This window comes from Clostridioides sp. ZZV15-6597 (genome assembly GCF_020657815.1).
In the GTDB taxonomy this organism is placed as follows: Bacteria; Bacillota; Clostridia; order Peptostreptococcales; family Peptostreptococcaceae; genus Clostridioides.
Genome location: NZ_JAGWCT010000039.1, coordinates 1 through 24,868 on the forward strand (window position 1 = coordinate 1; position 24,868 = coordinate 24,868).

A 24,868-nucleotide genomic window follows, 5' to 3' on the forward strand; every position below is an offset into this window, starting at 1 on the left:
ATAATATATAGTATCATATTGTGCTAGAAGAATTTTAATTTGAAGCATAAATGAGAGAATTTAAGTACTTTGAAATTTTGGAATATAAAAAAATACACTAGACATATATATAAAAGATACTATAATAGATGATGTAATAGATGACAGTTCAAGAAATTCTATGAAAAAATTTGCTTGAAATATTATCTATTACATCAGTAATAATATATATATAAGTAAGTTTTTAAAATTCTAAGGATTTAGAAGAATTGAAGGGAGAAAGAAATGAGTGAAGTTAAGAATACCCTACAAAAACATCCAGCTTTAAGATATTTAACAATGCTACTGGGGATGTTGATGACATCTATAGGAATAAATGGGTTCTTAAGACCAGCACATCTATTAAGTGGAGGTGCTACAGGTATAGCAACATCTATAAACTATTTGACAAATATCAATGTGGGTCTATTAACATTTTTAATCAATATTCCAATATTTATTTTAGGTTTTATATACCTAGAAAAGGAATTTTGTATTTCAAGTTTATTCAATATGATTGTATTTTCATTATTATTAGGTGCAACTCAGGAAGTAAGTAATATCATACCTATCAATGATATATTACTTCAAAGTGTGTATGGAGGTGTATTATCTGGTTTAGGAGTTGGTATTGTATTTAGAACTAGGTCTTCTCAAGGTGGTACAGACATCATAGCTGCAATACTGAAAATTAAGAAAAATATAGAAATGAAAGATACTGCTTTAGCAATCAATGGTTTAATAGTACTTACAGGAAGTTTTTTATTTGGTTTAGATTTAGCATTATATACTCTCATAGGATTATTTCTAAATGCATATTCAATGAATTTTATTAAAGATGCAATGAATTATCAAAAATCTGTTATGGTAATGTCAACTCAAGTCGATTTAATAGCAGAAGACATAATGAGAAGTTTAGTTAGAGGTGTAACTTTCTTGGATGCAGAGGGTGCATACACTCATCAAAAAAAGAAGATTATATATACAATAGTTTCATCAAATGAGATACCAAAGATAAAGGATATAGCTTTAAAATATGATAAAAAAGCATTTATATCTGTAAATGATGTTACAGAGGTAAAAGGAAGAGGATTTAAAGCAAAAGACTTATAAAATATAAAAATATAAGCTGAGGGTCTGTAATATGTAAATTTATATATTATAGTCCTCAGCTTCATTTATTTTAAAATATAATAAACTATGGCTTATTTACTATTTGTGTATCACTTTCAAAGAGATTATTTTAAAATTAAAATTGAAAAAATTACTCAATGTGTAGAAAACATGACCAATATTAGGATATAATAAATTTAATAGATTTAATAAAATATCTATGAATAACGTTGGAGGAATGGCATTATGAATTTATCTAAAGAATATGTTGATTTGTATGATAATTATTTAAAATATATAAATGAAGTAAACAAAGAGATTAGAAGCATAAAAAATATGAAAAAACGTGTTTTAAAAAAAGGTGATTTTGCATCAGAAAGTGAAGTCTTGGAATTAGAAGGAAAAACAATTCGAGATATAGATGATGTAGACACAAAAAAGCCAAAAAATAAAATATATAAATTTTCTAATGGAGATGTATATGTAGGAAAGTTTTTAGAAGGAAAGATGGAAGGTCAAGGTTCATATACTTTTTTTGTCGATGAAGGAACTGATATGGAGTACATAGGAGAGTTTAAACAAGATAAAAAAAATGGAAAAGGAAATTTTGTATTTTCAAACGGTAATGAGTATATAGGTTATTTTGAGGAAGACATGATGAATGGCATTGGGAATATGCTCTATAACAGTAAAGATGAATATATTGGAACTTGGAAGAATGGCAAAAAAGATGGAAAAGGTATCTATAAATGGAATGATGGATGTATATATGCAGGAGAATTTAAAGGTGGAAAGATGGAGGGCTATGGTATTTGCTATAATAGTGAAGGAGAAATACTTTATGAAGGAGAATGGAAAAATAATTTGATTCATGGAAAAGGAACTTACATATGGGCAAAAGGAAAGAAATATGTAGGAGAATTTATGCATGGTAAAAAGCATGGCCAAGGTACTTTTTATCTAAATAATGAATTAGTTTATGAAGGAACTTGGAAATTTGATAAGCCATCTATCTTTGACAGAACTTTAGATGAAATATTTTCATTAAGATTGTAGCTTTATCTATTAATAGGTAAAGCTTTTTTATAATACTTATTAAATAAAAAAAATATAAACAGATGTTAATAGGATTTAATCAGTATATATTATCAGTATTAATACATGATAATGTATATATTAGAAATTTTTAGTGAAGTTTTTTAAAGGAGGAATATATTGAAAAAATTAATTGCTTTAGTATTAGTAATACTTATTGTTTTATTTTATAGTCCTGAATTATTGAGAGAAGTAGATGATTTGAAGGAAGAATTTTTTCAAAGCGAAATATGGAGTGAGTTTTTAGATAAAATAAACTTAGGTGATAATTCAAAGAAAAAGGAAGATGAGAAAAATCAAAACTCACAACCAGATGATAATGGAGAGAATAATTTAAACGAGACTAATATAAAAAATTTTGAAAAACTAAATTTAGGAGAAAACTTAACTCAAGTTTTAGCTAATATTGGAAAGCCTGGCAGAATTGATACTAGTGAATATGGATTTGACTGGTATGTATACAACCAATATGGAAAAGATTTTGCAATGGTTGGTATTGAAAGTGATGAGGTAGTTGCACTTTACAGCAACTCTATGGACTCATGTGAAAATCAAGATATAAAAATAAATCAAGATAGACAGACAGTGAGAAACAAGATTACGCCATTAAAATATAAGAAAAAAGGAAATACTAGATATATAATAAATTCAGAAAATCAATATGATATAATAAGTAAGAGAGGTAAATATATTACAATTTTCTACGATATTCATGAAAAAAATAGAGTTTGTTCATATTTAATAATTGATAAAACTACAGAAGATGAGTTCAAAGAATTATATCCAACTGATAAAGAAGAGCTTAAAAAATGCTTTGAATTTGAAATTATAGACCTTGTAAACAGTGTTAGAAATCAAAGAGGATTGAATTCACTAAGATATAGTGAACAAGCTACTTTAAGTTCAAGAAAACACAGTGAAGATATGAGAGATAATAATTTTTTTGACCATATAAACAAAAAAGATGAAACTCCATTTGATAGAATGAAAAGAGAAGGAATAATATATACCTCAGCAGGAGAAAACATAGCAGCAGGACAGATTAATGCAATATATGCACATGAAGCTTGGATGAATTCAGAAGGACATAGAAAAAATATTTTGGGGAATTATAATAATATTGGAGTTGGAGTAATATTTGGAGGAAGTTATAAAACGTATTACACTCAAAATTTTTATAAATAACTAAAATATTTGAAAGGAAGTTTAAAAATGACACCAGGGAAAAAAAAGACAATATTTAAGTGCTTAATAGCAGTAGTCTTGTTTTGTGGAATAATACTAATAGCCAATTTTAGTAAGGTTTCTGCTTTAATGACGGACACAAATGAAAATATTTTAATTAAACATGGTTCAAGGGAAAAGAAACTAATAGCAATTACCTTTGATGATGGACCTCATCCTAAAGAAACTGGTCAAGTCTTAGATGTGTTAAAGAAGTATAATGTAAAGGCTACTTTTTTTATAGCTGGAAAACATGCACAGTGGTATAAAGAACCATTGGTAAGAGCAAGTAAAGAAGGGCATGAAATAGGAAATCATACTTTTAATCATCCTGATATAAGCAATTTAACTTCTAGTCAAATTGAAGAAGAGATTGTTAAGTGTGAAGAAATTTTAAAGAAAGTTACTGGAAAGAAACCTACATTATTTAGACCACCATTTGGGAGTTACAGAGAAAAGGATTTATTAGAAATTGCAAAAAAGCATGATTATAAAGTAGTTTTATGGACAGGAGTAGATGTGAAGGATTGGAAAAATCCTGGAGCTAATAGTATCGCAGATAAAATAATTAATAAAGTACAAAATGGAGATATAATACTTTTACATGACTATGCAACTGATGATACAGTTAAAGCTTTGGACATGTTTATTCCAAAGATGATAGAAAAAGGCTTTAAGTTTGTTACAGTTTCTGAATTAATGAAATAATTTTTTTGGGGGGAGATTTATAGTATGATTCTCATGATAGACAATTACGATTCTTTTGTATATAACTTAGTACAATATATAGAAGAATTGGGGGAAACAGTTATAGTAAAAAGAAACAACGAAATAACATTAAGAGGTATTGAAGAACTAAATCCAGAGGTAATTGTGTTATCTCCAGGTCCATGTTCTCCAAAAGAAGCTGGGATTTGTATAGATATTGTTGAATATTTTAAAGGTAAGAAGCCTATATTAGGAATTTGTTTAGGGCACCAAACTATTGGATATGTTTTTGGGGGTAATATAATAAAAGCACAACAGCCTGTTCATGGAAAAGTATACAGTATAAACCATATTAACAAGGGAGTTTTTAGTGGTCTTAAAAATCCTTTAAATGTTACTAGGTATCATTCGCTTATAATTGATTCTGATACAGTTCCAGAAGAACTTGAAGTTACCGCAACAACAAATAAAGGTGAAGTAATGGGAATTAGACATAAGAAGTATTTAATAGAAGGAGTACAATTTCATCCAGAAGCTATTTTATCAGAGTATGGTCATGAAATGCTGAAAAACTTTATAAAAGAAGCTAGGGAAAGGATGGATATATAAGATGATAAGAGAAATAAAAACTAAATTAAATTCTTTTGAGATATTTACTATTTTTAGAAATGAAAATGATAGTTTTATATTAGATAGTGCTATGGACAAAGAAAAATTAGGAAGATATTCTTTTATAAGTAGCCAGCCATTTAAAGTATTAAGATATAAAAATACTGATGAAAATCCATTAGAAAATTTGAAAAAAGAATTAGATAAATATAAAGTTATAAATAAAACTAATTTGCCGTTTATAGGTGGAGCTGTAGGATATTTGTCTTATGATTTGGGAAATTATATAGAAAAATTACCTAGAACTGCTATAGATGATATTGAGATACCTGATATGTATTTTGGATTTTATAACCATGTTATAGTAATAGACCATTTAAAGGAAAAAACTTACATAGCTACTCCAGATATAGATATAAAAGTAGAAGAAAAAATAATAGCTGATATAGAAGAAAAAATATTAAGAGAAGAGAAAAAAGGAATAGATAGTATATGTTATCAGGAAAAAGATGTAAAACCTATTCAACTTAAATCTAATTTTACAAAGAAAGAATTTAAAAATGCAGTTGAAAATGTTAGAGAGTACATAAGACAAGGTGACATATATCAAGCTAACTTGACACAAAGGTTTAGTGGGGAAACAGAACTGACAAGTTTTGAGTTATATCGAGATTTAAGAAGATTTAGTCCAGCACCATTTGGAGCATTTTTAAATTTTGAAGAAGCACATATCTTATCAAATTCTCCAGAGAGATTTATAAGATGTATTGATAAAAAAATAGAGGCAAGACCAATAAAAGGCACTCGACCAAGAGGTAAAAATAAGGAAGAAGATTTAAAGCTTCAAGAGGAGCTTAAAAATAGTGAAAAAGATAGAGCAGAGCTACTTATGATAGTGGATTTAGAAAGAAATGATATTGGTAGAATATCTAAAACTGGAAGTGTCAAAGTTCCAGAGTTGTTTGTAATTGAACCTTATGCAAATGTAAACCATCTGGTTTCAACAGTTGTAGGGGAACTAAAAGATGATAAGGATGCTACTGATATAATAAAAGCAACTTTTCCAGGTGGTTCTATAACAGGAGCACCTAAAATTAGAGCAATGGAAATTATAGATGAACTGGAACCAACACAGAGAAATGTATATACTGGTTCAATTGGGTATATAGGTTTTAATGGTGATATGGATTTTAATATAGCAATTAGAACTATAATAAAAAAAGATAAAAAAGTATATTTTCAAGTTGGAGGAGGTATGACTTGGGATTCTGACCCAGATGAAGAATACCAAGAAACACTAGATAAAGCAAAATCTATAATGAAAGCCTTGAGGGGATATTATGAAGAATAATTTAAGCTTTAATAGTAGCTTGAGTAAATTTGGAATTGGGTTATTTGAGACTATTAAAGTTAAAGATGGTATAGCTATAGATTTAAATACACATATAGATAGGATGCTTAATTCGATAACATGTTTGGATTTGAATATAAATTATGAAAAGCGATTCCTAATAGATGAAATTGTTAAATACATAGAAAAAGAAAATATTATTAATAAAGCACTTAGGATTACCGTTTTTGATGAAGGTTACAATATATCTATTAGAGAAATTCCATACAATAAAGAAGCATATAATAAAGGTTTGAAATTGACTATATCGCCTATAGTCAGGGGTGATAGCCTAATCTATAGACATAAGACTACTAATTATTTTGAAAATATTTATACTAAAGATATTGCAAATAAGAATGGATACAATGATGGGATATTTATAAATTCAGATGGTGTAATTTTAGAGTGTTCTATGAGCAATATATTCTTTATAGGAGGAAGTAAAGTATATACACCAAGTAGTAAATTACCAATTTTAAATGGAACAATAAAAAAAAGGATTATAAAGATTTGTGACGAATTACATATAGAGTTGGTGGAAAATGAAATTAATATATCAGAAATTAGTAGTTTTGATTTTGTTTTTGTCACAAATAGTCTTATGGGAGCAATGAAAGTTACAGAAATTGACAAGACAGAATTTAACAAAGAAAATGTTATTTTTAATAAAATAATAGAGTGTTTGTAATAAATTAAAATATTAACAATTTATTGGAGATAAGAGATGGTAAGTCATACTTATAAAGTATATAGTGAAAATATAAAAAAAATAATAGACAATCCAAATACGTTAGCAGTATTTCTAGTGGGTTCTAGTAAAGATGTAGATTTTAGTTTTTATGATTTAGAAATTAATGATATTGATGTATTTGTTTTTGTAAAAGAAGGGGAAAAACAGGAGCGAGTACTGTTTGAACAAAAGGGAATAGAATTTGATATAAATTATTTTTCAAAAGATGGTGTAAAAAAATTATTATCAGATAGAGAGTACTTCTTTGTGAAAGAGATGAAAGATGCTAAGGTTCTATTTGATATGGAGAATATATCCGATACCATAAAAGATATAAGTAGAGATATTTACTTAAAGGGTCCTAGTAAATTATCTTTAGAAGAAAAGTCTTTTTTGAAACAAGATATTGGAACAAAGATATCAAAGTTGAAAAATAAAGAAAAATTTGATGTTTTTGAATATCATTTTTTGACGAATTTATATTTAAAAGATATAATAATTGGGTACTTTAATATAAATGATAAATGGGTACCAAAAGATAAAAAATTGCTAAAAGTTTTGAAAAAAGAAAATAATGACCTTTTTAACCTAGTATCAAAGGTAAGTGAAAATTATGACTATCAAAAACTTTTAGATGTTTATAATTATATTTTTAAAGAAATTGAGACAAAAAAGATTATAAAATTAATCTTCTAGTCACGAGTCAATGGGGGGAGTTTAAATGAATAAAGTAGATAAAGAAAAAATACAACATGCAGTAAGAGAAATATTAGAAGCAATTGGTGAAGACCCAGATAGAGAAGGTCTAATAGAGACTCCAAATAGAGTTGCTAGAATGTATGAGGAGATATTCTCTGGTCTTAGTGAAGAACCAAGAGACCACTTAAAAGTTCTTTTTGCAGATGAAAAGCATGAAGAATTAGTATTAGTAAAAGATATTCCATTTTATTCATGCTGTGAGCATCATTTAGTTCCTTTTTTTGGAAAGGCACATATCGCTTATTTACCAAAAGGTGGAAGACTTACAGGGCTTTCTAAGCTTGCTAGAGTAATAGATACATTAGCAAAAAGACCTCAACTACAAGAAAGAATTACTAAAAATGCAGCAGACATAATAATGGAAGAATTGCAGCCATATGGTGTTTTAGTAGTAGTAGAAGCTGAACATATGTGTATGACAATGAGAGGTGTAAAAAAACCTGGTTCAAAAACTGTTACATCAGCAGTTAGAGGTATATTTGAAAAAGATATTGCATCAAGAGCTGAAGCTATGAGTTTAATTACTATGAAGTAGTGAATTATTGTAGATAATAATCGTTTGATAAGATATAAATTTTAATTTAAGGGAGTGTCATTAACTGTGTTTGATTATGGTAAAAGAACTTATATAATGGGTATATTAAATGTAACTCCAGATAGTTTTTCAGATGGAGGAGACTTTAGTAATTTAGACATAGCAATAAAACATGCAAAAGAAATGGTTGAACAAGGTGCTGATATAATTGACTTAGGTGGTGAATCTACACGTCCAGGTCATATCTATGTGGATTCAGAGGAAGAACTAAGAAGAGTAATCCCTGTGATAAAAAAACTTAAAAACGAATTAGATATACCAATATCAATAGATACTTACAAGGCAGATGTTGCAGAAGAAGCCCTAAAATTAGGTGTCACTATGGTAAATGATGTTTGGGGTCTTAGAAAAGATAAGAATATGGCTTCTGTAGTGGGAAAATATGATGCAGAAGTATGTATAATGCATAATCAAGATGGGACAAACTATGACAAAGATATAATGGAGGCAATAAAAGACTTCTTTAAAGAGAGCATAAAAATGGCAATAGGCTGTGGAGTAAAAAAAGAAAAAATAGTTCTTGATCCAGGGATAGGGTTTGGGAAGACATTTGAGCAAAATATAGAAGTATTAAGAAGATTAAAAGAATTAAAAGAATTAGACTATCCTATTTTACTTGGTACATCTCGAAAATCAGTAATAGGAAAAGTACTTCCAGTTGAACCTAAAAAGAGATTGGAAGGCACAATAGCTACTACTGTACTTGGAATAAGAGATGGTGTAGATATAGTTAGAGTGCATGATGTTTATGAAAATTTAATGGCAGCTAAAATGACTGATGCAATATATAGAAAGTAGGTGTAGTATGATGGATAAAATATTACTTAGTAATCTAGGATTCTATGGATATCATGGTGTGCTTAAAGAAGAAAATTTTCTAGGTCAGAAATTTTTTGTCGACATGGAACTTTATGTTGATTCAAGAGAAGCAGGACTTAGTGATGATATAAATAAATCTGTAAACTATGCTGAAGTTTATAGTGTTGTTAAGGATATTACAGAAAATAAACAATTTAATCTTTTGGAGGCTTTGGCAGAGAATATTGCTGAAGAAGTCCTAAATAAATTTAACCTTGTAAATGGAGTTATGGTTAGAGTTAGAAAGCCAGAAGCTCCTGTAAATGGAATTTATGACTACTTTGGTGTTGAGATAAGGAGAACAAGAGATGAATAAGGCTTATCTGGGAATAGGGACTAATATGGGCAATAGATTTGATAATTTATCAAAAGCATGTGAACTTTTGAGAGATAGTGATTCTATATATGAAGTAAAAGAATCAAAATTATATGAAACAAAGCCATGGGGATATACAGAACAAGCAGATTTTCTAAATATGTGTGTAGAGATAGAAACAGAGTTTGAACCTTATGAGTTGTTAGAATATTGTCAAAAAATAGAGGAAGAATTGCATAGAGAGAGAATAGTACATTGGGGTCCAAGAACTATCGATGTAGATATACTATTTTTTAATGATGTAGTTTTAACTGATGAAAGATTACTAATACCACATCCAAGGATTCAAGATAGAGCTTTTGTTTTGATACCACTTATGGATTTGAATGAGGAACTTTTAATAAATAAAAAATCAATAAAAGAATATTTAAACCTCCTATCTGCTAAAGAAATAGAAGAAGTAAAGGAGCTTGTAGGTTATGAGAAAAAACCTATTTAATGATAATTCAAAGATAGTGATAAATACAAATAATAAAAAAATAACTGTAAAAGAAGATAAACTTGTAATAGCTGGACCATGTGCAATAGAAAGTTATGAGCAACTTTTAAAGACAGCTAAATTTGTAAAAAGTCATGGTGCAAATATTTTAAGAGGAGGAGCATATAAGCCAAGAACATCACCAAACTCATTTCAAGGATTAAAAAAAGAAGGTCTTGAAATATTAAAAGCAGTTAAAGAAGAGGTTGGTATAGCTGTTATTACAGAACTTATGGACATAAGAGATATGGATGAATTATATAGTGTCAGTGATATAATTCAAATTGGCTCAAGAAATATGCAAAACTTTACTCTTTTAAGTGAAGTCGGAAAACAGAATAAGCCTGTTATGTTAAAAAGAGGAATCGCATCAACAATTACTGAATGGATGGGTGCAGCAGAATATATAGCAATAGAAGGAAATAGTAATATTATAATGTGTGAGAGAGGTATAAGAACATACAATGATTATACTAGAAATACATTAGACCTAGCTGCTGTACCGATTATTCAAAAAGAAACGGGACTTCCTGTTGTAGTAGACCCAAGTCATGCTACTGGAGTTAGATATTTAGTAAAACCTATGTCAATGGCATCACTTGCATGTGGAGCAGATGGAATAATGGTAGAAGTTCATCCAGACCCAGAAAATGCTCTATCAGATGGGATTCAATCTCTCTGCTTTGATGAATTTGAAGATTTGATGAAATCAATTAGTGTTTATTAAAAAGAGGCAAGAGCCTCTTTTTTATTCGTGATAGTTTTTGATGTAAATTTATAAGATAATAGATATATAATTTAATAGTTAGATTATTTGATATAAATAAAGATTTAATATTGATGGAATTAACATAAAAAATAAAAATTTTTTGATTAATAAGAAGGATATCAATAAAAAAAGTCGAATTCTGTATATTGAGTGATTGACAAATTTAGAATATAGTGTAGAATAGAAATGTTAACACAAAAAATTACACCAGAAGGTGATAATATGAATGATATAAAAGACATTATTGAAGAAATAAAAGCTAGATGTGATATAGCAAGTATAATATCTGAATATATGAGTATAAAACAATCTGGAGCTAATTATAAAGGATTATGTCCATTTCATGGGGAAAAAACTCCATCTTTTTATATAAATACGTCAAAACAAATTTATAAGTGTTTTGGTTGTGGTGAAGGTGGAGATGTGATAAATTTTGTCATGAAAATGGAAAATTTAGATTTTATGGATGCTGTAAAAATTTTAGCAAATAAATGCGGTATAGAAATTAATACCAACATGAATGAAGAAACTAGAATGAAAATAGAGAAATCTAAAAAGTTTCAAGATATTCATACAGAAGCTGCTAGATTTTATCTTTCAAACTTATTAGGAAGTAAAAATCTTGGGTATGAATATTTAAGGATTAGAGGGCTAGATGATAAAATAATTAAAAAGTTTGGTCTAGGATTTTCTTTGGATTCATGGAATTCTCTTATGAATACTCTTATTAATAAAGGGTATACAAAACAAGATTTACTGGAATGCGGTCTAATTGCAAGAAATAGAGATGGAACTAATTGCTATGATAAATTTAGAAATAGAGTTATGTTTCCTATATTTGATTATAGAGGAAATATAATTGGATTTGGAGGAAGAGTATTAGATGATTCTTTACCAAAATACTTAAATTCTCCAGACACATTAATTTTCAATAAAAAACAAAATTTATATGGATTAAATTTTGCTAGAAAAAATTTAGATAATAAAACTATAGTCTTAGTTGAAGGATATATGGATTTAATTTCACTTTATCAGTATGGTATAAGAAATGTAGTAGCAACCCTTGGAACAGCCTTGACTGAACAACAAGGTATTTTAATAAAAAGATATGCGGATACTGCTATTATATCTTATGACTCTGATGAAGCTGGAATAAAAGCGACTTTAAGAGCTATAGATATACTTATTAAATTAGGTATTACTGTAAAAGTTTTGGATTTGAAAGATTCTAAAGACCCAGATGAATTTGTAAGAAAATACGGACTTAGTGATTATAAAAAGGCAATGGATGTTTCTACTCACTACATAAAATATAAAATAGATCATCTTAAAAAAGAATTCAATATTCAAAAAGATGAAGAACGAGTGAAGTTTGCAAAAGAAGCTTCTAAGATTATAAAACAATTGACAAGTCCTGTAGAAATTGATTTTTATACAAAATATTTAAGCAATCAAATAGATATTAATGTCGAGTCTATAAAAAGGGAAGTATATGGTAAAAACTACAATAAACCATATAATAACAAAAACCAGAAAAAGATAGAAGAAAAAGTAATTGAAAAAGTCGAAGTTAGACAAGATGGAAAACAATTAGTTGAAGAAACTCTAATAAAAATAATGTTAGAAGACAAAAAAATTAGAGAAATAGCGTTACTTAAGGTAGAAGAAAGTGATTTTTTATTGGATGAAAGTAAAGAAATTTTAAATTACATGATTAAAAATCAAGAATTGGACAAAATAACTATTGACAAATTGAAAAGTTTAAACATATCCGAAGAATACTTAAAAGAATTAAATTCAATTTCTTTGAATAGTATAAACTTAGAGAGCACAAAAGAAATAGAAGGAATAATAACAAATATCAGAAAGAACTCATTAGAAGAACAAATTAATAACTTGTTGAAAGAACAACAAGAATTAGAAAATAATAATGATATGAAAGAGGTAGATGGTAAAGTTATGGAAATTGCTTTAAAAATAGTTGAGATAAATAAAATTTTAAAAAGCTTGTAGAGAAAGGAGGTTTGAGTGTGGAAAATAAGTCGAATAAAAAAGAGTTAAAAAAAGTTACCGCTAAGACATTAATAGAAAAAGGAAAAAAGCAAGGTTCATTGACGCTTGCAGAAATAATGGAAGCTTTTTCTGAAACTGAACTTGATAAGGATCAGGTAGAAAATCTTTATGAAACTTTAGGTAATTTGGGAATAGAAATAACAGAAACAAAGAACTATAAAGCTGATATAGACTTTTCGGCTACTGATGACGATTTAAATATGAGCCACATAGATGAAGATGCAGAAGTAATTTCACATGAGGACTCTTCTGCAATAGAAATAGAAACTGTGGATTTATCATTACCAAAAGGGATAAGTATAGATGACCCTGTTAGAATGTACTTAAAAGAAATAGGAAAAATTCCTCTACTTAAGCCACATGAAGAGGTAGAATTTGCTAGAAGAATGCATGAAGGCGATGAGATAGCAAAGCAAAGATTAGTTGAAGCGAACTTAAGACTAGTTGTAAGTATAGCAAAAAGATATGTAGGTAGAGGTATGCTTTTCTTAGACTTAATACAAGAAGGAAATTTAGGTCTTATAAAAGCTGTTGAAAAATTTGATTATACAAAGGGCTACAAGTTTAGTACTTATGCAACATGGTGGATAAGACAAGCTATAACACGTGCTATAGCAGACCAAGCTAGAACTATAAGAATACCAGTGCATATGGTAGAGACTATAAATAAATTAATAAGAGTATCAAGACAACTGCTTCAAGAACTTGGAAGAGACCCAAAACCAGAAGAAATTGCAAAAGAAATGGAAATGACAGAAGATAAAGTAAGAGAGATAATGAAAATAGCTCAAGACCCAGTGTCTTTAGAAACTCCAATAGGCGAAGAAGAGGATAGTCATTTAGGAGACTTTATTCCAGATGATGATGCACCAGCTCCAGCTGAGGCAGCAGCATATTCTCTACTTAAAGAACAAATAGAAGATGTCCTTGGCTCATTAAATGATAGAGAGCAAAAAGTATTAAAACTTAGATTTGGTCTTGAAGATGGAAGAGCTAGAACTCTTGAAGAGGTTGGAAAAGAGTTTGATGTAACTAGAGAAAGAATAAGACAAATAGAAGCAAAAGCACTAAGAAAATTAAGACATCCAAGTAGATCAAAAAAACTTAGAGATTATTTAGATTAAAAAGATACATCATTAATGTTTTTGTAATAAAGGCCATGGGATAAGTGATATCTCATGGCTATTTTGTGATAGAGATTTTATATTATTTTTTATCTTGGTTTTAGTCTAAAATCAAGAGCAAATAAAAGAATTGAAAGGAGATATATCTTTGAAACTAACAGATAGATTATTAAAAATAGCATCATTGGTATCAGAGGGTAAAAAGATAGCTGATATAGGAACGGACCATGGATACATACCAGTTTATTTGCTAAAAGAGGGAAGAGTCCCATTTGCAGTGTTAGCAGATGTCAATAAAGGACCTCTTGACAATGCACGAAAAGAGGTCATACAGAACAATCTTTTAAAGAAAGTTGATTTACGATTGGGTTCTGGTATAGAGATACTTGAAATAGGTGAAATTGAAGAAGTAATAATTGCTGGTATGGGAGGTATATTGATAAGTGAACTTCTAGAGGCTAAAAAAGAAGTAGCACATAGTGTAGAAAAATTGATATTACAGCCTATGCAGGCACAAGAAGAGCTTAGACGCTATCTTCTGAATAATGGTTATGAAATTTTAAAAGAGGTTTTAGTGAGAGAAGATTTTAGGATATATGAAATAATAGTTGCCAAATATACAGGTAAAAATACTATAATAGAAGATGAGATACAATTTGAAGTTGGAATAAAACTTTTAGAAAATAAAGATTCTCTTTTTCATGACTTTATAGAAAAAAAAATAAAAACATATAGTGCTATAGTTAATCAACTAGAAGGTAAAAATGGAGAAGAAATAGATAAGAAGAGAGAAGAAAGTAAAATGGCAATAAGAAAACTTGAAAATTTAATAAAATAAATAGGAGGTAAATATGTTACTGAAGAGTCTTACTAGAAAAATTGAAAAAAAGTATCCTCTAAGCTTAGCTGAAGATTGGGATAATGTAGGTCTTATAGTTGGAGATTTTGATATGGATGTAAAGAAGATTCTGGTATCCTTAGAAGCCAATGAAAATGTAATCAATGAAGCTATATCTCAAAATATTGATTTAATTGTTACACATCATCCTTTTATATTTGGAAAAATCAATAAGATTAATAGTGTAGACTTAAAAGGTAGACTTATACAAAAGCTTATTAAAAATGATATAGCCCTTTATTCTATGCATACCAATTTTGACATAGCATTTGATGGTTTAAATGATTATTTTATGGAAATTATGGAGTTTAATAACTCAAAAGTTTTAGACGTCACTGAAAGTGAGACTTTATACAAACTTGCAGTATATGTTCCATGTAATTATTCAGAAGTATTGAGAAAGGCTCTAAGTAATTCAGGAGCAGGTCATATAGGAAATTATAGTAACTGTACATTTTCGATAGAAGGAGAAGGTCAATTTAAGCCATTAGAAGGTTCCAATCCGTTCCTTGGAAGTATAAATGATATAGAAAGTGTAAATGAGGTTAAAATTGAAACTGTAGTACCACAGAAGCATTTAGGTGGAGTGATAAGTTCTATGCTAGATGCACATCCTTATGAAGAAGTTGCTTATGATTTGTACAAGCTAGAAAATAAAGGAAAAACATTTGGATTAGGTAGAATAAGTAAACTTGATGAAAGTACGACATTAGAGAATCTTTCTAATAAAATAAAAGAAAAATTAAATATGAAGCATATAAGGGTAGTTGGAAACCTCAATACAGAGATAACAAAAGTTGCTGTTGTAACAGGAGCTGGTTCTGAGTTTGTGAAAAAGGCTAAGAGACAAGGAGCAGATGTTCTAATAACTGGTGATGTAAAATATCATGAGGCACAAGATGCACTTGATATGGGAATGTGTATAGTTGATTGTGGGCATTTTGATACAGAAGATATATTTAAACATGTTATGAAGAGATTTTTGGATGAATTTGAAGAGATTGAAGTAATAAAAAGCAATGTATATTTAAATCCATTTAGCATCATTTAATGGTACTTGATAATAAAAGTACTATATAAAAAATAAATTTGATTTTGATTAGGGGGATAAAAATGAAAGTAGCAGTAATTTTTCATAGCGTTTGTGGAAGTACATATTTATTAGCAAGGGAGTATAAAAAGGTATTTGAAGAAATGAATATAGAGGTGGATATATTTAAAGTAAGTGATGAAGTTGCAAAAACACTTCCTCAGTATTATTTGATAAATTCAAAGGAATATAAAGATGAATTTGAAAGTATAAATGTAATTAAATCTGGAAAAGAATTACTAGATTATGATGTAATATTTATGGGTTCACCAACATATTATGGAAATGTATCTGGGCAAATGAAGATGTTTATGGATAGTTTTTCTGATGTATGGGTAGGAGCCCCTTTAAGTGGAAAAATATTTGGTTGTTTTGCTACAGCAGGCTCACAACGTGGAGGAGGAGAACTGGCTTTACAATCAATGAATATATTTGCTCAACATATGGGGATGACTCTATTATCAGTTCCATGTACGGTAAGAGGAGGTCATCCAGCATATGGAATACTTCATATAGCAGGAGATAACTCTGATATAAGACCAAGTGATAATGTTAAGTTTGGTATAAGAGATTATCTAAACAATCTTAATATATATAAAAAATAGATATACATTTAGCCATGGTTTAACATTATAATTTATTTGATATTTGGACAGATATTATAATCTCAATAAGAGCTAACTAGAGTTTCATTAGCATTAGGCTAAAAAGATGCAGTGTGGTAAATCGAAGGTTGTTTTATAATAGGAGGATAGCAAAATGCGCTTTGAGAGGCTAAGAACATATGAAGATAAATTGTATTTAGAGGCAATAGAGTTGTACAACATAAGTTTTCCTTTTCATGAACAGAGAAAACCGTCTTTACAAGCAGAAATTATGGGTCATGAGGAATATCAATTTAACCTGATTTATGATGAAAACGACATGGTTGGTATCCTTTTATGTTGGGAAACAGAGAATTTTATTTATGTGGAACATTTCTGTATCAATCCTGAGATGCGCAATAAAAAGTACGGAAAAAGAGCTTTGGAGCTGCTAAACCAGCGAGGGAAAACTGTTATTCTAGAAATCGACCCTCCCATTAATAAAATTTCCATCAAGCGACAAGGTTTTTATGAGAGGGTTGGATATGAGGCAAATGATTTTGAACATATTCACCCTCCATACCATGAAGAATGTAATGGACATCAGTTAATTGTGATGTCTTATCCAGAAATGTTGACAAAAGTTGAGTATGGTAATTTCAACCAGTATTTAAGAACAACAGTAATGGGGTTCTGATTCAGAGTCAGTAGACCAAAAGGAAAAATAAACAATAAAATATAAAGATGGATACAGGAAGGCAAAGAAAAAGAGGGCTAAAGCCCTCAATTTCTTATATTTTAATCTCTAAAATCAACATTAGTAAATCCTGTTAGCGAAATGTCAATTTGATTTTTTATTGTACCATTCTTATACTCAAATCCTTTATGCGTCTTAGTAAAATAATCTGGATAATTAATTAGACCATATTCAAGAAATTCTTTATCTGTTGCGGATAGAGAAATAGTGCTATTTTTGTATTGATTTTTTGAAGTAAATTCAATACTTGAATCTTTGGCAGTAACATTTATTGCATCAATACAATTTTCGGGGAAATCATAACTAAAGCTACCATCAAGTACATTCACATCCATATTGCATTTTATATTTGGAATATGGAGTTGAACATAGCTAGAATTGCCCATTTTAGCTGTTTTTCCTGATATAGATATAACCCATTTTCCATTTTGTTTTGTCATTTTAATATTGTAGTATTGGCTGTTGTAATTTGCTATTATTTTGTTGGATGAGGTTGGTAGTATTTCTACACCTCCGTTGCAGATGTCCAAAAAAACATTCAGGCTTTGTGCATTGTGAGGTAAACTATTACTGCTTTTTTGTGAGTCTGCACCTACCTTGGAATTAGCAGAGGTATTGAAATTTCCTCTATTTCTGATATCACTATGTATTTGTGAAGATGTATGGATTTCTAAAGCTGTTGCTCCTGTTGATAACATAGTTATTATTACAAGTGTACTAATGAGTAAAAACTTTGGTTTTTTCTTGGATTTCATAATTATTTTCAACCTTTCCTTCAATAATTTTTATATAGGTATTGAGGAAGTTCTTTAAAATATTTTAAGAATTTTCAATTAATAAAAATAATGAGAAATAAATATAACAAAATGGCCATACCTATAGCCACTTTGTTATATTGTATATATTATTATAAACGAGAAGCTTTACCAGAAATATGGTCTATTTCTATTTTAACTACAGTTGTTAAATTTATATCTTTTTCTATGTATTTCATACCTTCTTCAATAAAGCCCTTAGAATATTTTTTTATTATTTCTACAAGAGCATTTTTCTTTTCCTCATTGTCTACTGTTGACGCTTTTCCAAACACTACAGCACTAGCATATGTAGTACTAAATTTGTCTGGAATAACACTTTCATTAGCAACTACTAAGAAAGAAACCTTGTTGTTTGCTGAGATATTATCTAATTTATGTCCATTTCTTGCGCAATGAAAATATATAGAATCATTAAAGTATACATAATTTACAGCAACTCCATAAGGGTAGCCATTTTCACATATAGTAGAAAAAGTACCAAATTCACCATTTTTTAATACTTCTATAGTATCTTCTTTTGTCATTTCTCTCTTTTTTAATCTCATTTCTCTAAACATAATATCATCCTTTCTAATTTAATATTTAAATAAAAGTTTAAAGCATTTATAAAAATTATTCTACACTTTTTGTAAATTTTAAATAAAATAAAAAATACAGTTGACAATTATAAAAATTTAGAATATTATAATAGCAACAGCAAATTAAAAATCCTATGACAAGGAAGAGTAATTATGTTTAGCTTCAACATAGAGAGCTGAGGATGGTGGAATCTTAGCAAGAAGGAATATAGTGAATGAACCTTAGAGGAATAAATTGAAATCATATTTTTATGAGAGTAGACTTTATCGTCAGTCGCACGTTACAGCGAATAGGGTATGTAAGTACCTTATAATGAGATGTATAAAAATTAAGTTTTAAGCTTATTTTTTATATAATTTAGGTGGCAACGCGGATAATCTCCGTCCTATTGATTTAGGACGGAGTTTTTTATTTTGCAAAAACTATTAATAAAGAAAATATATAATTTAAAATAAAAGGTGGTGAAAGAGATGTTATGAACTTCTAAAGCTAAAGAGAATGATATGGAAAATTGGCACGAAAATGAAATAAATATTAAACAAATTAGGGGGAAATATTACAATGAAAACAAATACAAAAAAATTAACTTTAAATGCGATACTTTTAGCTATGGGATTATTAATACATCAACTTACACCTGCCATAGGACTTCCAATGCAACCAGATATATCACTAGCAATGATGTTTATAATAATGATATTAAATAAGGATGATTATAAGATTTGTTTGGTAGCAGGAATTGTAACAGGAATATTTGCAGCACTAACAACTAAATTTCCAGGTGGTCAGATTCCAAATATATTTGACAAGACTATTACAATAAATATAATGTTCATGATAATGTATATAATTTATAAATTACCATTTATGAAAAGATTAAGTAGTAAAAAACAAGATTTAATAGCAGCAACAATAATATTCCCAGTAGGAACAGTTATAAGTGGAACTCTATTTTTACTAATTGCTCAAGCTATAGTAGGTCTTCCTGGAGCTTCATTCACAGCATTATTTATGGTAGCAGTGGCACCAGCAATATTGATAAACTTAATAGCTGGTATGCTATTATTTAAAGTTGTAAGTATGTCTATAAGAAGAGTAAGTTATCAAGGCTAAGGTTATGTTTTATAAGCATATGACAAAAATAAATAATAAATTAATAAAGAGGTATTAAGTTAAATGTAATCTTAATACCTCTTTTCAAATTAAATTATAACAATATCAAAGAACTATTTTATATGTGGTAAGGAGATAGTAGTGAGTGTATCTTCAGAGTCTCAACTAGACAACAAAATTTATCTAATAAGCAAACAATTAATGCTTCTTTGTATCTAGGAGGTCTAACAGTAAGTGGCCACATATGTTTTAAAATAATGTCTGTTTCTTTTTCATTTATTTGAAAGAATAAAGTTGCGTTTTTTAGTGCTTCTTTAGGATGAGTAAAACCATGTAATCCTTTTCTATCACCCTTATAATGCCAGTCATAAAGAAAAAAATCATGCAGTAGAGCCCCTCTAATAACGCTTTGAATATCAACATTTAAATGTAATTTTTTACATAATAGATAACTATAATATGCTACTGATAAACTATGTTCAAGACATGAAACATTGCCATGATGAGGAAATGTTCTCATAAGTTGTACTTTTTCAGATGAAAGTATCTCAGAAGCACAATCATTAAAGTATTTAATTTCAGTTTTTGACAACATTATGCAAATCTCCATTCCTAGTAATATATAAATACTATATTTCAATGATAATATGAAATATTTCTTATCTTACAAAATATAATACCCAATAATACAAGTAAGATACCTTTTATGGTATTTAAAGTAAAAGAGATTTTATAACACTAAAAAGTGAAAAAATTAAAAATACAGCTATAAGAATATATAATATCTTTCCAATAGGATTTCCTAAATTTATAGTCCAGCCTATGCCAAATCTTTTATCAACCATAAATGATGGGTCGTTTGGATTATTATATATAATACCTCCTATCCAGTACTTTTCATCGTTATCTGGAGTATAAGAGGAATTAGATTTTAAATTTGGAGAATTAATATATGTTACCATTAAATAAATTATAACTAAAAGCATTATTATATTTATAACAGTTAATAAATTTGGATTTATTTTTAATGATAAAAAAACAATAAAAAATTGTACTATCATCATAATCATCAATATAAAAAATAAATAACCAATTTTATTTAGATATTTAATGTTTTTAGTTTTACTTTCTTCAATTTTATTTGTATCTACTTTAATTCTTGCTTTTATAGCTCCAATAGATGTTATATATAATAAAACCATTATACAAAACTCAAGACCTATTAATTTAAACACACCAAGATAGGATTTTTCCATAAATACATCAGGTTTTCCTGTTATAGTAGAGTGTGTAGTAATTAAATCTGGCAATTGATTATAGTTAAGCAATATAAAAATGCTCATTCCAAAAGTAAGTAATACTGGTATTAAATACAATATCTTAAATTTTTTTATTATTTTATTTTTTTCATTTATAAAATCCATGTCTATTACCAATTTTGAATCTACACTTATCTGGCTTAATTCAGTGCAAAACTTTGATTTAGTCATTTTAACTTTTTTATGAATATAGATATATAATATACTTTCATATAGTAAAAAACCTATAATACTAATAGAATAAGAAAATTCTATTTTATCAAATATAAAAACTAGAGCTAAAACCAAAATAAAAATTACAATAAATCCTATAGATAAAAGTCTTTTAAATTTTTTATCAAGTATTATAAAATCAGGATAGTCTCTATGTTCTTGGTTTATAGAAACACCATAAATATGATTTTTGCCAATAAGATGTGGCATAAAATAAAAAGTAGCATACATCAAAATTAAGGCTGAAAATATTGTAAATAGACATTCAATCTTATTCATAGTATTTCACCTCATACTTATCAAATAGATTTTTACTTAATGTCAAAAACTCTTCTTTATTAATACCTGATAAATAAGATTTTGCTACTAAAAGTTCTAAATCAAGTCTATTTTTTTGGCGAGTTGAGTTTTCTGTTTCTATTGGCAGTTGAGCTACGATTGCACCTTTTCTTCTATCAATATTTAAAAATCCTTCTTCTTTTAGTTCATTATAAGATTTATTTACAGTATGTAGATTTACACCAATATTTTCAGCCATACTTCTTACAGATGGAAGTGATTCATTTATTTTCAATTCTCCTGAAGCTATAGCTTTAGTTATCTCTTCTTTAATTTGTACATAAATAGACTTATCGCTATTAAAATCTAAATTTAAAATCATAAAAAACCTCCATAATATTGTTTAAATAAAAATACTTGTTATATATATAGTATAACACAAAAAGCGTTATCAAGTACAAAATATAAATTTATATTCTACAAGATGAGATATATTACTTGTAAAAATTGTAATTTAAAAATAACATAATTTTTATCAAAATAATACAGATACTATCTATAAATAGAAATCAGAAAGGAGAAAAAATATGTTAACATATTTAATTAAAAGACAAATGAATAAAAAAGATGATGGAATGAGTAAGCCAATGATGTTTGCAGGAGCCGTGATTACAGGAGTGGGTGCATATGCAACTTATAGGATGATAAAAAACATTAAGTCTAAATCTCAAATGTCTCAAATGATTGATACAGAGTATTATGGAAATAATCAATACAATGACTATAAATATGATGAATTTGGTTATGAATGTGATTGTAGTGATAAAAAACAAGATTATGAATATGAAGAACTAAAAAAAAAAGTAAGAGAATTTAATTCAAGAAGAATAAATTGTGAAAATTGTCCACATGTTTCTCAAGAAGAAATGATGCATTATGTAAATAGTGTTAAAAATGATAAAAAAGACATTGATTTACATGAAGATGACAAAAAAAATAATATTTATAAAGAAGAAGAATATAAAAAATATGAGGAAGAATAAAGGAAGCTTTAAATAGTGAAATAGATGAGAATGCTAGTTTATATAAAATTAAATATCTAAAATGTGAGTTGTAGCTTAACTTGAGAAAAATCTATATTATTTCTAAAATAGTTAAGTGTCAACTTGCATTTTTATTTTTATGTTTTTTATTAATTGTTTGTGACTATTTTGTAATTCTAAATATATTTTAGTATCTAAAACAATTGTGTATAATAAAAGTGGTATATATAAATAGTTTTAAATTAAAATGTGAAGAAGGGAACTAGTTATGTTAAAGTTATTGATAGTTGAGGATGACAGCACTATCTCTTTTGGAATAAAGTATGCACTCGAGCAAGAGGGATTTAGTGTAGATATATCAAAGGATTTATCAAGTGGGAGAGAAATGATATCTTCTAATGAATATAGTATGGTACTGCTGGACGTAATGTTACCAGATGGAACAGGATATGAATTTTGTGAGTATATAAGAAAGTTTTCTCAGATTCCTATAATATTTTTAACTGCTTGTGATGAAGAAGTAAACATTGTCATGGGTCTTGATATAGGTGGGGATGATTATATAACAAAGCCTTTTAGAATTAGAGAATTAATATCGAGGATAAAAGCTGTTTTAAGAAGAAAAGGTGATGCTGTAGAAGAAAATAAGAAGATACTCAAATTTAGAGATTTAAATATATATACATTAGAAGCTAGAGTATATAAAAATGACAAAGAAATATTTCTGACATCTGTTGAATATAAGCTTCTTTTAATTCTTATACAGAATAAAAATACAGTTTTGAGTAGAACTCAAATATTAGAAAAGCTTTGGGATGTAACTTATGATTTTGTTAGCGATAATACTTTAACTGTTTATATAAAAAGACTTAGAGAAAAAATAGGAGATGATTTATGTAAACCAATTTACATAGAAACTGTAAGAGGACTAGGTTATAAATGGATAGGAAGTGAAAATAATGTTTCTATATAATCCTGAAGTAAAGAACTTTTTTAGTAAATACATTATTTTAATGCTGATGGTAATTCTTTTATCAACTGGATTTAGTGTAATCAATATAAATACAACTAAAAATATGATTGTAAAAAATAATCAAGCAATAATAGGAACCTTAGTTAACAAGTATCCCAAACTAGAAAGTGATATCGTAGATATAATAACTCAAGGAAAGTCCATGCAAAATGTAGAATCTGGTGAAAAAGTATTAAGTAAGTATAACTATGATGAAACTATTAAAATAAATTCTGAGCCTCTTACTTCTAAATTACTTTCAAATACTATAAAAATAAATATAATCTTGGTTTGTATAATTTTTATGTTGATATTTATGTTGATATTTAAATACTTTAAAACTATGTATAATGATTTATCAGATATGACTAAGTATGTTTACTACAGTTCAGAGGGAAAAGAATTTGATATGAAAAATAGAAATCAAGAAGGGCAGATAGGTCTTTTAAAAACAGAGTTATTGAAGATGACAACAATTCTTAATGAAAAAGTTGAACTTTTAAAATCAGAAAAAATATTTTTAAATAATACAATTTCAGATATATCACATCAGTTGAAAACTCCTATGACTTCCTTAATTATACTAAGCGATTTATTATATAATGATGTACCATATGAAGTAAAAATAGACTTTTTAGACAAGATAAAAAATCAACTGAATCGTATGGACTGGTTGATTAAAAGTATGCTTAAATTATCAAAAGTGGAAGCTAAAGTTATAAAGTTTAAGAAAGAAAAAATAAAATTTAGTGAACTTATACATAAAGCAATGCAACCAATGAAAATACCTATGGAGATTAAAAAACAAAAGTTAAGTATAGAAGGAAATGATAATGTATCTTATGTTGGTGATATTGATTGGTCAGTGGAGGCTTTAGTAAATATAATAAAAAACTGTATAGAACATACTCCTGATTTTGGAAATATAATTATAATTTACAAAGAAAATCCATTATTTTCAGAGTTAATAATAAAAGACGATGGTGAAGGCATAGATAAAAAAGATATACAACATATTTTTAAACGTTTCTATAGAGGGAAAAGTAGTTCAAAAGAGGATAGTGTAGGCATAGGGCTTGCAATGGCAAAATCCATAATAGAAAGCCAAAATGGAGATATTTATGTAAATAGTGAAAAAGGTAAAGGAACGGAATTTCATATAGTATTTCATAAGATATATGGTGATAATAGTGACTAATCTGTAATATTTAATTCACTTTATAGTAATAGCTTGAGTCTAA

The 24,868-nt window shown here is 27.9% G+C and carries 28 protein-coding genes and 1 other annotated feature; of the genes, 23 read left to right on the forward strand and 5 right to left on the reverse strand.

What is annotated here, in order from left to right:
* Window positions 1-264 precede the first annotated feature (264 nt).
* The 19 genes from KGF52_RS10470 (at window position 265) to KGF52_RS10560 (ending at window position 17,191) form a co-directional block, all read left to right on the forward strand.
* Window positions 265-1,131, forward strand: a complete 867-nt coding sequence (locus KGF52_RS10470; RefSeq protein ID WP_227827305.1) for a YitT family protein — start codon at window positions 265-267, stop codon at window positions 1,129-1,131.
* 246 nt (window positions 1,132-1,377) lie between these two features.
* A complete protein-coding gene (locus tag KGF52_RS10475) occupies window positions 1,378-2,187 on the forward strand; it encodes an MORN repeat-containing protein (RefSeq protein WP_227827306.1) in 810 nt (269 codons plus the stop codon).
* 159 nt (window positions 2,188-2,346) lie between these two features.
* Window positions 2,347-3,411 carry a CAP-associated domain-containing protein gene (locus KGF52_RS10480; protein ID WP_227840131.1) on the forward strand — a complete coding sequence of 355 codons (1,065 nt, stop codon included), beginning with the start codon at window positions 2,347-2,349 and terminating at the stop codon, window positions 3,409-3,411.
* Window positions 3,412-3,438: 27 nt separating this feature from the next.
* Window positions 3,439-4,158 carry a polysaccharide deacetylase family protein gene (locus KGF52_RS10485; RefSeq protein ID WP_227840132.1) on the forward strand — a complete coding sequence of 240 codons (720 nt, stop codon included), beginning with the start codon at window positions 3,439-3,441 and terminating at the stop codon, window positions 4,156-4,158.
* 24 nt (window positions 4,159-4,182) lie between these two features.
* Window positions 4,183-4,767 (forward strand): aminodeoxychorismate/anthranilate synthase component II, encoded by a 585-nt coding sequence (locus KGF52_RS10490; RefSeq protein ID WP_227840133.1) that lies wholly within the window; start codon window positions 4,183-4,185, stop codon window positions 4,765-4,767.
* Window position 4,768: 1 nt separating this feature from the next.
* On the forward strand, window positions 4,769-6,118 hold the full coding sequence (pabB, locus tag KGF52_RS10495; RefSeq protein ID WP_227840134.1) for an aminodeoxychorismate synthase component I: 1,350 nt from the start codon (window positions 4,769-4,771) through the stop codon (window positions 6,116-6,118).
* Window positions 6,108-6,848 (forward strand): aminotransferase class IV, encoded by a 741-nt coding sequence (locus KGF52_RS10500; RefSeq protein ID WP_227840135.1) that lies wholly within the window; start codon window positions 6,108-6,110, stop codon window positions 6,846-6,848. The genes pabB and KGF52_RS10500 overlap by 11 nt, the downstream gene beginning before the upstream one ends.
* 36 nt (window positions 6,849-6,884) lie before the next feature.
* A complete protein-coding gene (locus tag KGF52_RS10505) occupies window positions 6,885-7,586 on the forward strand; it encodes a hypothetical protein (RefSeq protein WP_227840136.1) in 702 nt (233 codons plus the stop codon).
* Window positions 7,587-7,611: 25 nt separating this feature from the next.
* Window positions 7,612-8,184: a GTP cyclohydrolase I FolE gene (folE, locus tag KGF52_RS10510; RefSeq protein WP_003429416.1), complete on the forward strand. Its 573-nt coding sequence runs from the start codon at window positions 7,612-7,614 to the stop codon at window positions 8,182-8,184.
* A 66-nt stretch (window positions 8,185-8,250) separates the two neighbouring features.
* Entirely contained in the window at window positions 8,251-9,042 is a 792-nt protein-coding gene (folP, locus tag KGF52_RS10515; protein WP_227840137.1) for a dihydropteroate synthase, read from the forward strand.
* A gap of 10 nt (window positions 9,043-9,052) precedes the next feature.
* A complete protein-coding gene (gene folB, locus KGF52_RS10520; RefSeq protein WP_227432804.1) occupies window positions 9,053-9,418 on the forward strand; it encodes a dihydroneopterin aldolase in 366 nt (121 codons plus the stop codon).
* Window positions 9,411-9,917: a 2-amino-4-hydroxy-6-hydroxymethyldihydropteridine diphosphokinase gene (gene folK / locus KGF52_RS10525; RefSeq protein WP_227827314.1), complete on the forward strand. Its 507-nt coding sequence runs from the start codon at window positions 9,411-9,413 to the stop codon at window positions 9,915-9,917. Before folB ends, folK begins: the two co-directional genes overlap by 8 nt.
* Window positions 9,898-10,683: a 3-deoxy-7-phosphoheptulonate synthase gene (aroF, locus tag KGF52_RS10530; RefSeq protein WP_227840138.1), complete on the forward strand. Its 786-nt coding sequence runs from the start codon at window positions 9,898-9,900 to the stop codon at window positions 10,681-10,683. Before folK ends, aroF begins: the two co-directional genes overlap by 20 nt.
* A gap of 228 nt (window positions 10,684-10,911) precedes the next feature.
* Entirely contained in the window at window positions 10,912-12,738 is a 1,827-nt protein-coding gene (gene dnaG / locus KGF52_RS10535) for a DNA primase (RefSeq protein ID WP_227840139.1), read from the forward strand.
* 17 nt (window positions 12,739-12,755) lie between these two features.
* The gene (gene rpoD, locus KGF52_RS10540) at window positions 12,756-13,922 is read left to right on the forward strand and encodes an RNA polymerase sigma factor RpoD (RefSeq protein WP_227432810.1); all 1,167 of its coding nucleotides are present in this window, start codon (window positions 12,756-12,758) and stop codon (window positions 13,920-13,922) included.
* 148 nt (window positions 13,923-14,070) lie between these two features.
* Window positions 14,071-14,760, forward strand: a complete 690-nt coding sequence (locus tag KGF52_RS10545; protein WP_227827317.1) for a tRNA (adenine(22)-N(1))-methyltransferase — start codon at window positions 14,071-14,073, stop codon at window positions 14,758-14,760.
* Between the two features lie 13 nt (window positions 14,761-14,773).
* A complete protein-coding gene (locus tag KGF52_RS10550; RefSeq protein WP_227840140.1) occupies window positions 14,774-15,871 on the forward strand; it encodes a Nif3-like dinuclear metal center hexameric protein in 1,098 nt (365 codons plus the stop codon).
* Window positions 15,872-15,933: 62 nt separating this feature from the next.
* Window positions 15,934-16,515, forward strand: coding sequence for an NAD(P)H-dependent oxidoreductase (locus KGF52_RS10555; protein ID WP_227840141.1), 582 nt, complete (start codon window positions 15,934-15,936; stop codon window positions 16,513-16,515).
* A 154-nt stretch (window positions 16,516-16,669) separates the two neighbouring features.
* Window positions 16,670-17,191: a GNAT family N-acetyltransferase gene (locus tag KGF52_RS10560; RefSeq protein WP_227840142.1), complete on the forward strand. Its 522-nt coding sequence runs from the start codon at window positions 16,670-16,672 to the stop codon at window positions 17,189-17,191.
* 101 nt (window positions 17,192-17,292) lie between these two features.
* Here the strand turns inward: KGF52_RS10560 and KGF52_RS10565 are convergent, their stop codons facing one another.
* Both KGF52_RS10565 and KGF52_RS10570 read right to left on the reverse strand, forming a co-directional pair.
* Window positions 17,293-18,006, reverse strand: a complete 714-nt coding sequence (locus KGF52_RS10565) for a hypothetical protein (protein WP_227840143.1) — start codon at window positions 18,004-18,006, stop codon at window positions 17,293-17,295.
* 152 nt (window positions 18,007-18,158) lie between these two features.
* Entirely contained in the window at window positions 18,159-18,626 is a 468-nt protein-coding gene (locus KGF52_RS10570) for a pyridoxamine 5'-phosphate oxidase family protein (RefSeq protein WP_227827322.1), read from the reverse strand.
* 146 nt (window positions 18,627-18,772) lie between these two features.
* Window positions 18,773-19,039, forward strand: a binding site (T-box leader).
* Window positions 19,040-19,209: 170 nt separating this feature from the next.
* On the opposite strand from KGF52_RS10570, the gene KGF52_RS10575 reads away from it, so the two are divergent.
* On the forward strand, window positions 19,210-19,761 hold the full coding sequence (locus KGF52_RS10575) for a tryptophan transporter (protein ID WP_227840144.1): 552 nt from the start codon (window positions 19,210-19,212) through the stop codon (window positions 19,759-19,761).
* Between the two features lie 118 nt (window positions 19,762-19,879).
* Here the strand turns inward: KGF52_RS10575 and KGF52_RS10580 are convergent, their stop codons facing one another.
* The 3 genes from KGF52_RS10580 to KGF52_RS10590 all read right to left on the reverse strand — a co-directional run bounded on the left by KGF52_RS10580 (window position 19,880) and on the right by KGF52_RS10590 (window position 21,954).
* The gene (locus KGF52_RS10580) at window positions 19,880-20,356 is read right to left on the reverse strand and encodes an HD domain-containing protein (protein WP_227840145.1); all 477 of its coding nucleotides are present in this window, start codon (window positions 20,354-20,356) and stop codon (window positions 19,880-19,882) included.
* A gap of 118 nt (window positions 20,357-20,474) precedes the next feature.
* On the reverse strand, window positions 20,475-21,572 hold the full coding sequence (locus KGF52_RS10585; RefSeq protein WP_227840146.1) for a DUF5808 domain-containing protein: 1,098 nt from the start codon (window positions 21,570-21,572) through the stop codon (window positions 20,475-20,477).
* On the reverse strand, window positions 21,565-21,954 hold the full coding sequence (locus tag KGF52_RS10590; RefSeq protein ID WP_227827326.1) for a GntR family transcriptional regulator: 390 nt from the start codon (window positions 21,952-21,954) through the stop codon (window positions 21,565-21,567). Before KGF52_RS10590 ends, KGF52_RS10585 begins: the two co-directional genes overlap by 8 nt.
* Before the next feature lie 205 nt (window positions 21,955-22,159).
* Here KGF52_RS10590 and KGF52_RS10595 point away from each other — a divergent pair, with 205 nt between their 5' ends.
* The 3 genes from KGF52_RS10595 (at window position 22,160) to KGF52_RS10605 (ending at window position 24,825) form a co-directional block, all read left to right on the forward strand.
* The gene (locus tag KGF52_RS10595) at window positions 22,160-22,615 is read left to right on the forward strand and encodes a hypothetical protein (protein ID WP_227432827.1); all 456 of its coding nucleotides are present in this window, start codon (window positions 22,160-22,162) and stop codon (window positions 22,613-22,615) included.
* 268 nt (window positions 22,616-22,883) lie between these two features.
* On the forward strand, window positions 22,884-23,588 hold the full coding sequence (locus KGF52_RS10600; RefSeq protein WP_227840147.1) for a response regulator transcription factor: 705 nt from the start codon (window positions 22,884-22,886) through the stop codon (window positions 23,586-23,588).
* Entirely contained in the window at window positions 23,575-24,825 is a 1,251-nt protein-coding gene (locus KGF52_RS10605) for a sensor histidine kinase (RefSeq protein WP_227840148.1), read from the forward strand. Before KGF52_RS10600 ends, KGF52_RS10605 begins: the two co-directional genes overlap by 14 nt.
* The last annotated feature ends 43 nt before the right edge of the window (window positions 24,826-24,868 follow it).

What these genes read in the sequence shown, in the direction of transcription:
- KGF52_RS10470 (WP_227827305.1), top strand. Translation starts at nt 265, where the DNA reads ATGAGTGAAGTTAAGAATACCCTACAAAAACATCCAGCTTTAAGATAT.
- KGF52_RS10475 (WP_227827306.1), top strand. Translation starts at nt 1,378, where the DNA reads ATGAATTTATCTAAAGAATATGTTGATTTGTATGATAATTATTTAAAA.
- KGF52_RS10485 (WP_227840132.1), top strand. Translation starts at nt 3,439, where the DNA reads ATGACACCAGGGAAAAAAAAGACAATATTTAAGTGCTTAATAGCAGTA.
- KGF52_RS10490 (WP_227840133.1), top strand. Translation starts at nt 4,183, where the DNA reads ATGATTCTCATGATAGACAATTACGATTCTTTTGTATATAACTTAGTA.
- pabB (WP_227840134.1), top strand. Translation starts at nt 4,769, where the DNA reads ATGATAAGAGAAATAAAAACTAAATTAAATTCTTTTGAGATATTTACT.
- KGF52_RS10500 (WP_227840135.1), top strand. Translation starts at nt 6,108, where the DNA reads ATGAAGAATAATTTAAGCTTTAATAGTAGCTTGAGTAAATTTGGAATT.
- KGF52_RS10505 (WP_227840136.1), top strand. Translation starts at nt 6,885, where the DNA reads ATGGTAAGTCATACTTATAAAGTATATAGTGAAAATATAAAAAAAATA.
- folE (WP_003429416.1), top strand. Translation starts at nt 7,612, where the DNA reads ATGAATAAAGTAGATAAAGAAAAAATACAACATGCAGTAAGAGAAATA.
- folB (WP_227432804.1), top strand. Translation starts at nt 9,053, where the DNA reads ATGGATAAAATATTACTTAGTAATCTAGGATTCTATGGATATCATGGT.
- folK (WP_227827314.1), top strand. Translation starts at nt 9,411, where the DNA reads ATGAATAAGGCTTATCTGGGAATAGGGACTAATATGGGCAATAGATTT.
- aroF (WP_227840138.1), top strand. Translation starts at nt 9,898, where the DNA reads ATGAGAAAAAACCTATTTAATGATAATTCAAAGATAGTGATAAATACA.
- dnaG (WP_227840139.1), top strand. Translation starts at nt 10,912, where the DNA reads ATGTTAACACAAAAAATTACACCAGAAGGTGATAATATGAATGATATA.
- KGF52_RS10550 (WP_227840140.1), top strand. Translation starts at nt 14,774, where the DNA reads ATGTTACTGAAGAGTCTTACTAGAAAAATTGAAAAAAAGTATCCTCTA.
- KGF52_RS10555 (WP_227840141.1), top strand. Translation starts at nt 15,934, where the DNA reads ATGAAAGTAGCAGTAATTTTTCATAGCGTTTGTGGAAGTACATATTTA.
- KGF52_RS10560 (WP_227840142.1), top strand. Translation starts at nt 16,670, where the DNA reads ATGCGCTTTGAGAGGCTAAGAACATATGAAGATAAATTGTATTTAGAG.
- KGF52_RS10565 (WP_227840143.1), bottom strand. Translation starts at nt 18,006, where the DNA reads ATGAAATCCAAGAAAAAACCAAAGTTTTTACTCATTAGTACACTTGTA.
- KGF52_RS10570 (WP_227827322.1), bottom strand. Translation starts at nt 18,626, where the DNA reads ATGTTTAGAGAAATGAGATTAAAAAAGAGAGAAATGACAAAAGAAGAT.
- KGF52_RS10575 (WP_227840144.1), top strand. Translation starts at nt 19,210, where the DNA reads ATGAAAACAAATACAAAAAAATTAACTTTAAATGCGATACTTTTAGCT.
- KGF52_RS10580 (WP_227840145.1), bottom strand. Translation starts at nt 20,356, where the DNA reads ATGTTGTCAAAAACTGAAATTAAATACTTTAATGATTGTGCTTCTGAG.
- KGF52_RS10585 (WP_227840146.1), bottom strand. Translation starts at nt 21,572, where the DNA reads ATGAATAAGATTGAATGTCTATTTACAATATTTTCAGCCTTAATTTTG.
- KGF52_RS10590 (WP_227827326.1), bottom strand. Translation starts at nt 21,954, where the DNA reads ATGATTTTAAATTTAGATTTTAATAGCGATAAGTCTATTTATGTACAA.
- KGF52_RS10595 (WP_227432827.1), top strand. Translation starts at nt 22,160, where the DNA reads ATGTTAACATATTTAATTAAAAGACAAATGAATAAAAAAGATGATGGA.
- KGF52_RS10600 (WP_227840147.1), top strand. Translation starts at nt 22,884, where the DNA reads ATGTTAAAGTTATTGATAGTTGAGGATGACAGCACTATCTCTTTTGGA.
- KGF52_RS10605 (WP_227840148.1), top strand. Translation starts at nt 23,575, where the DNA reads ATGTTTCTATATAATCCTGAAGTAAAGAACTTTTTTAGTAAATACATT.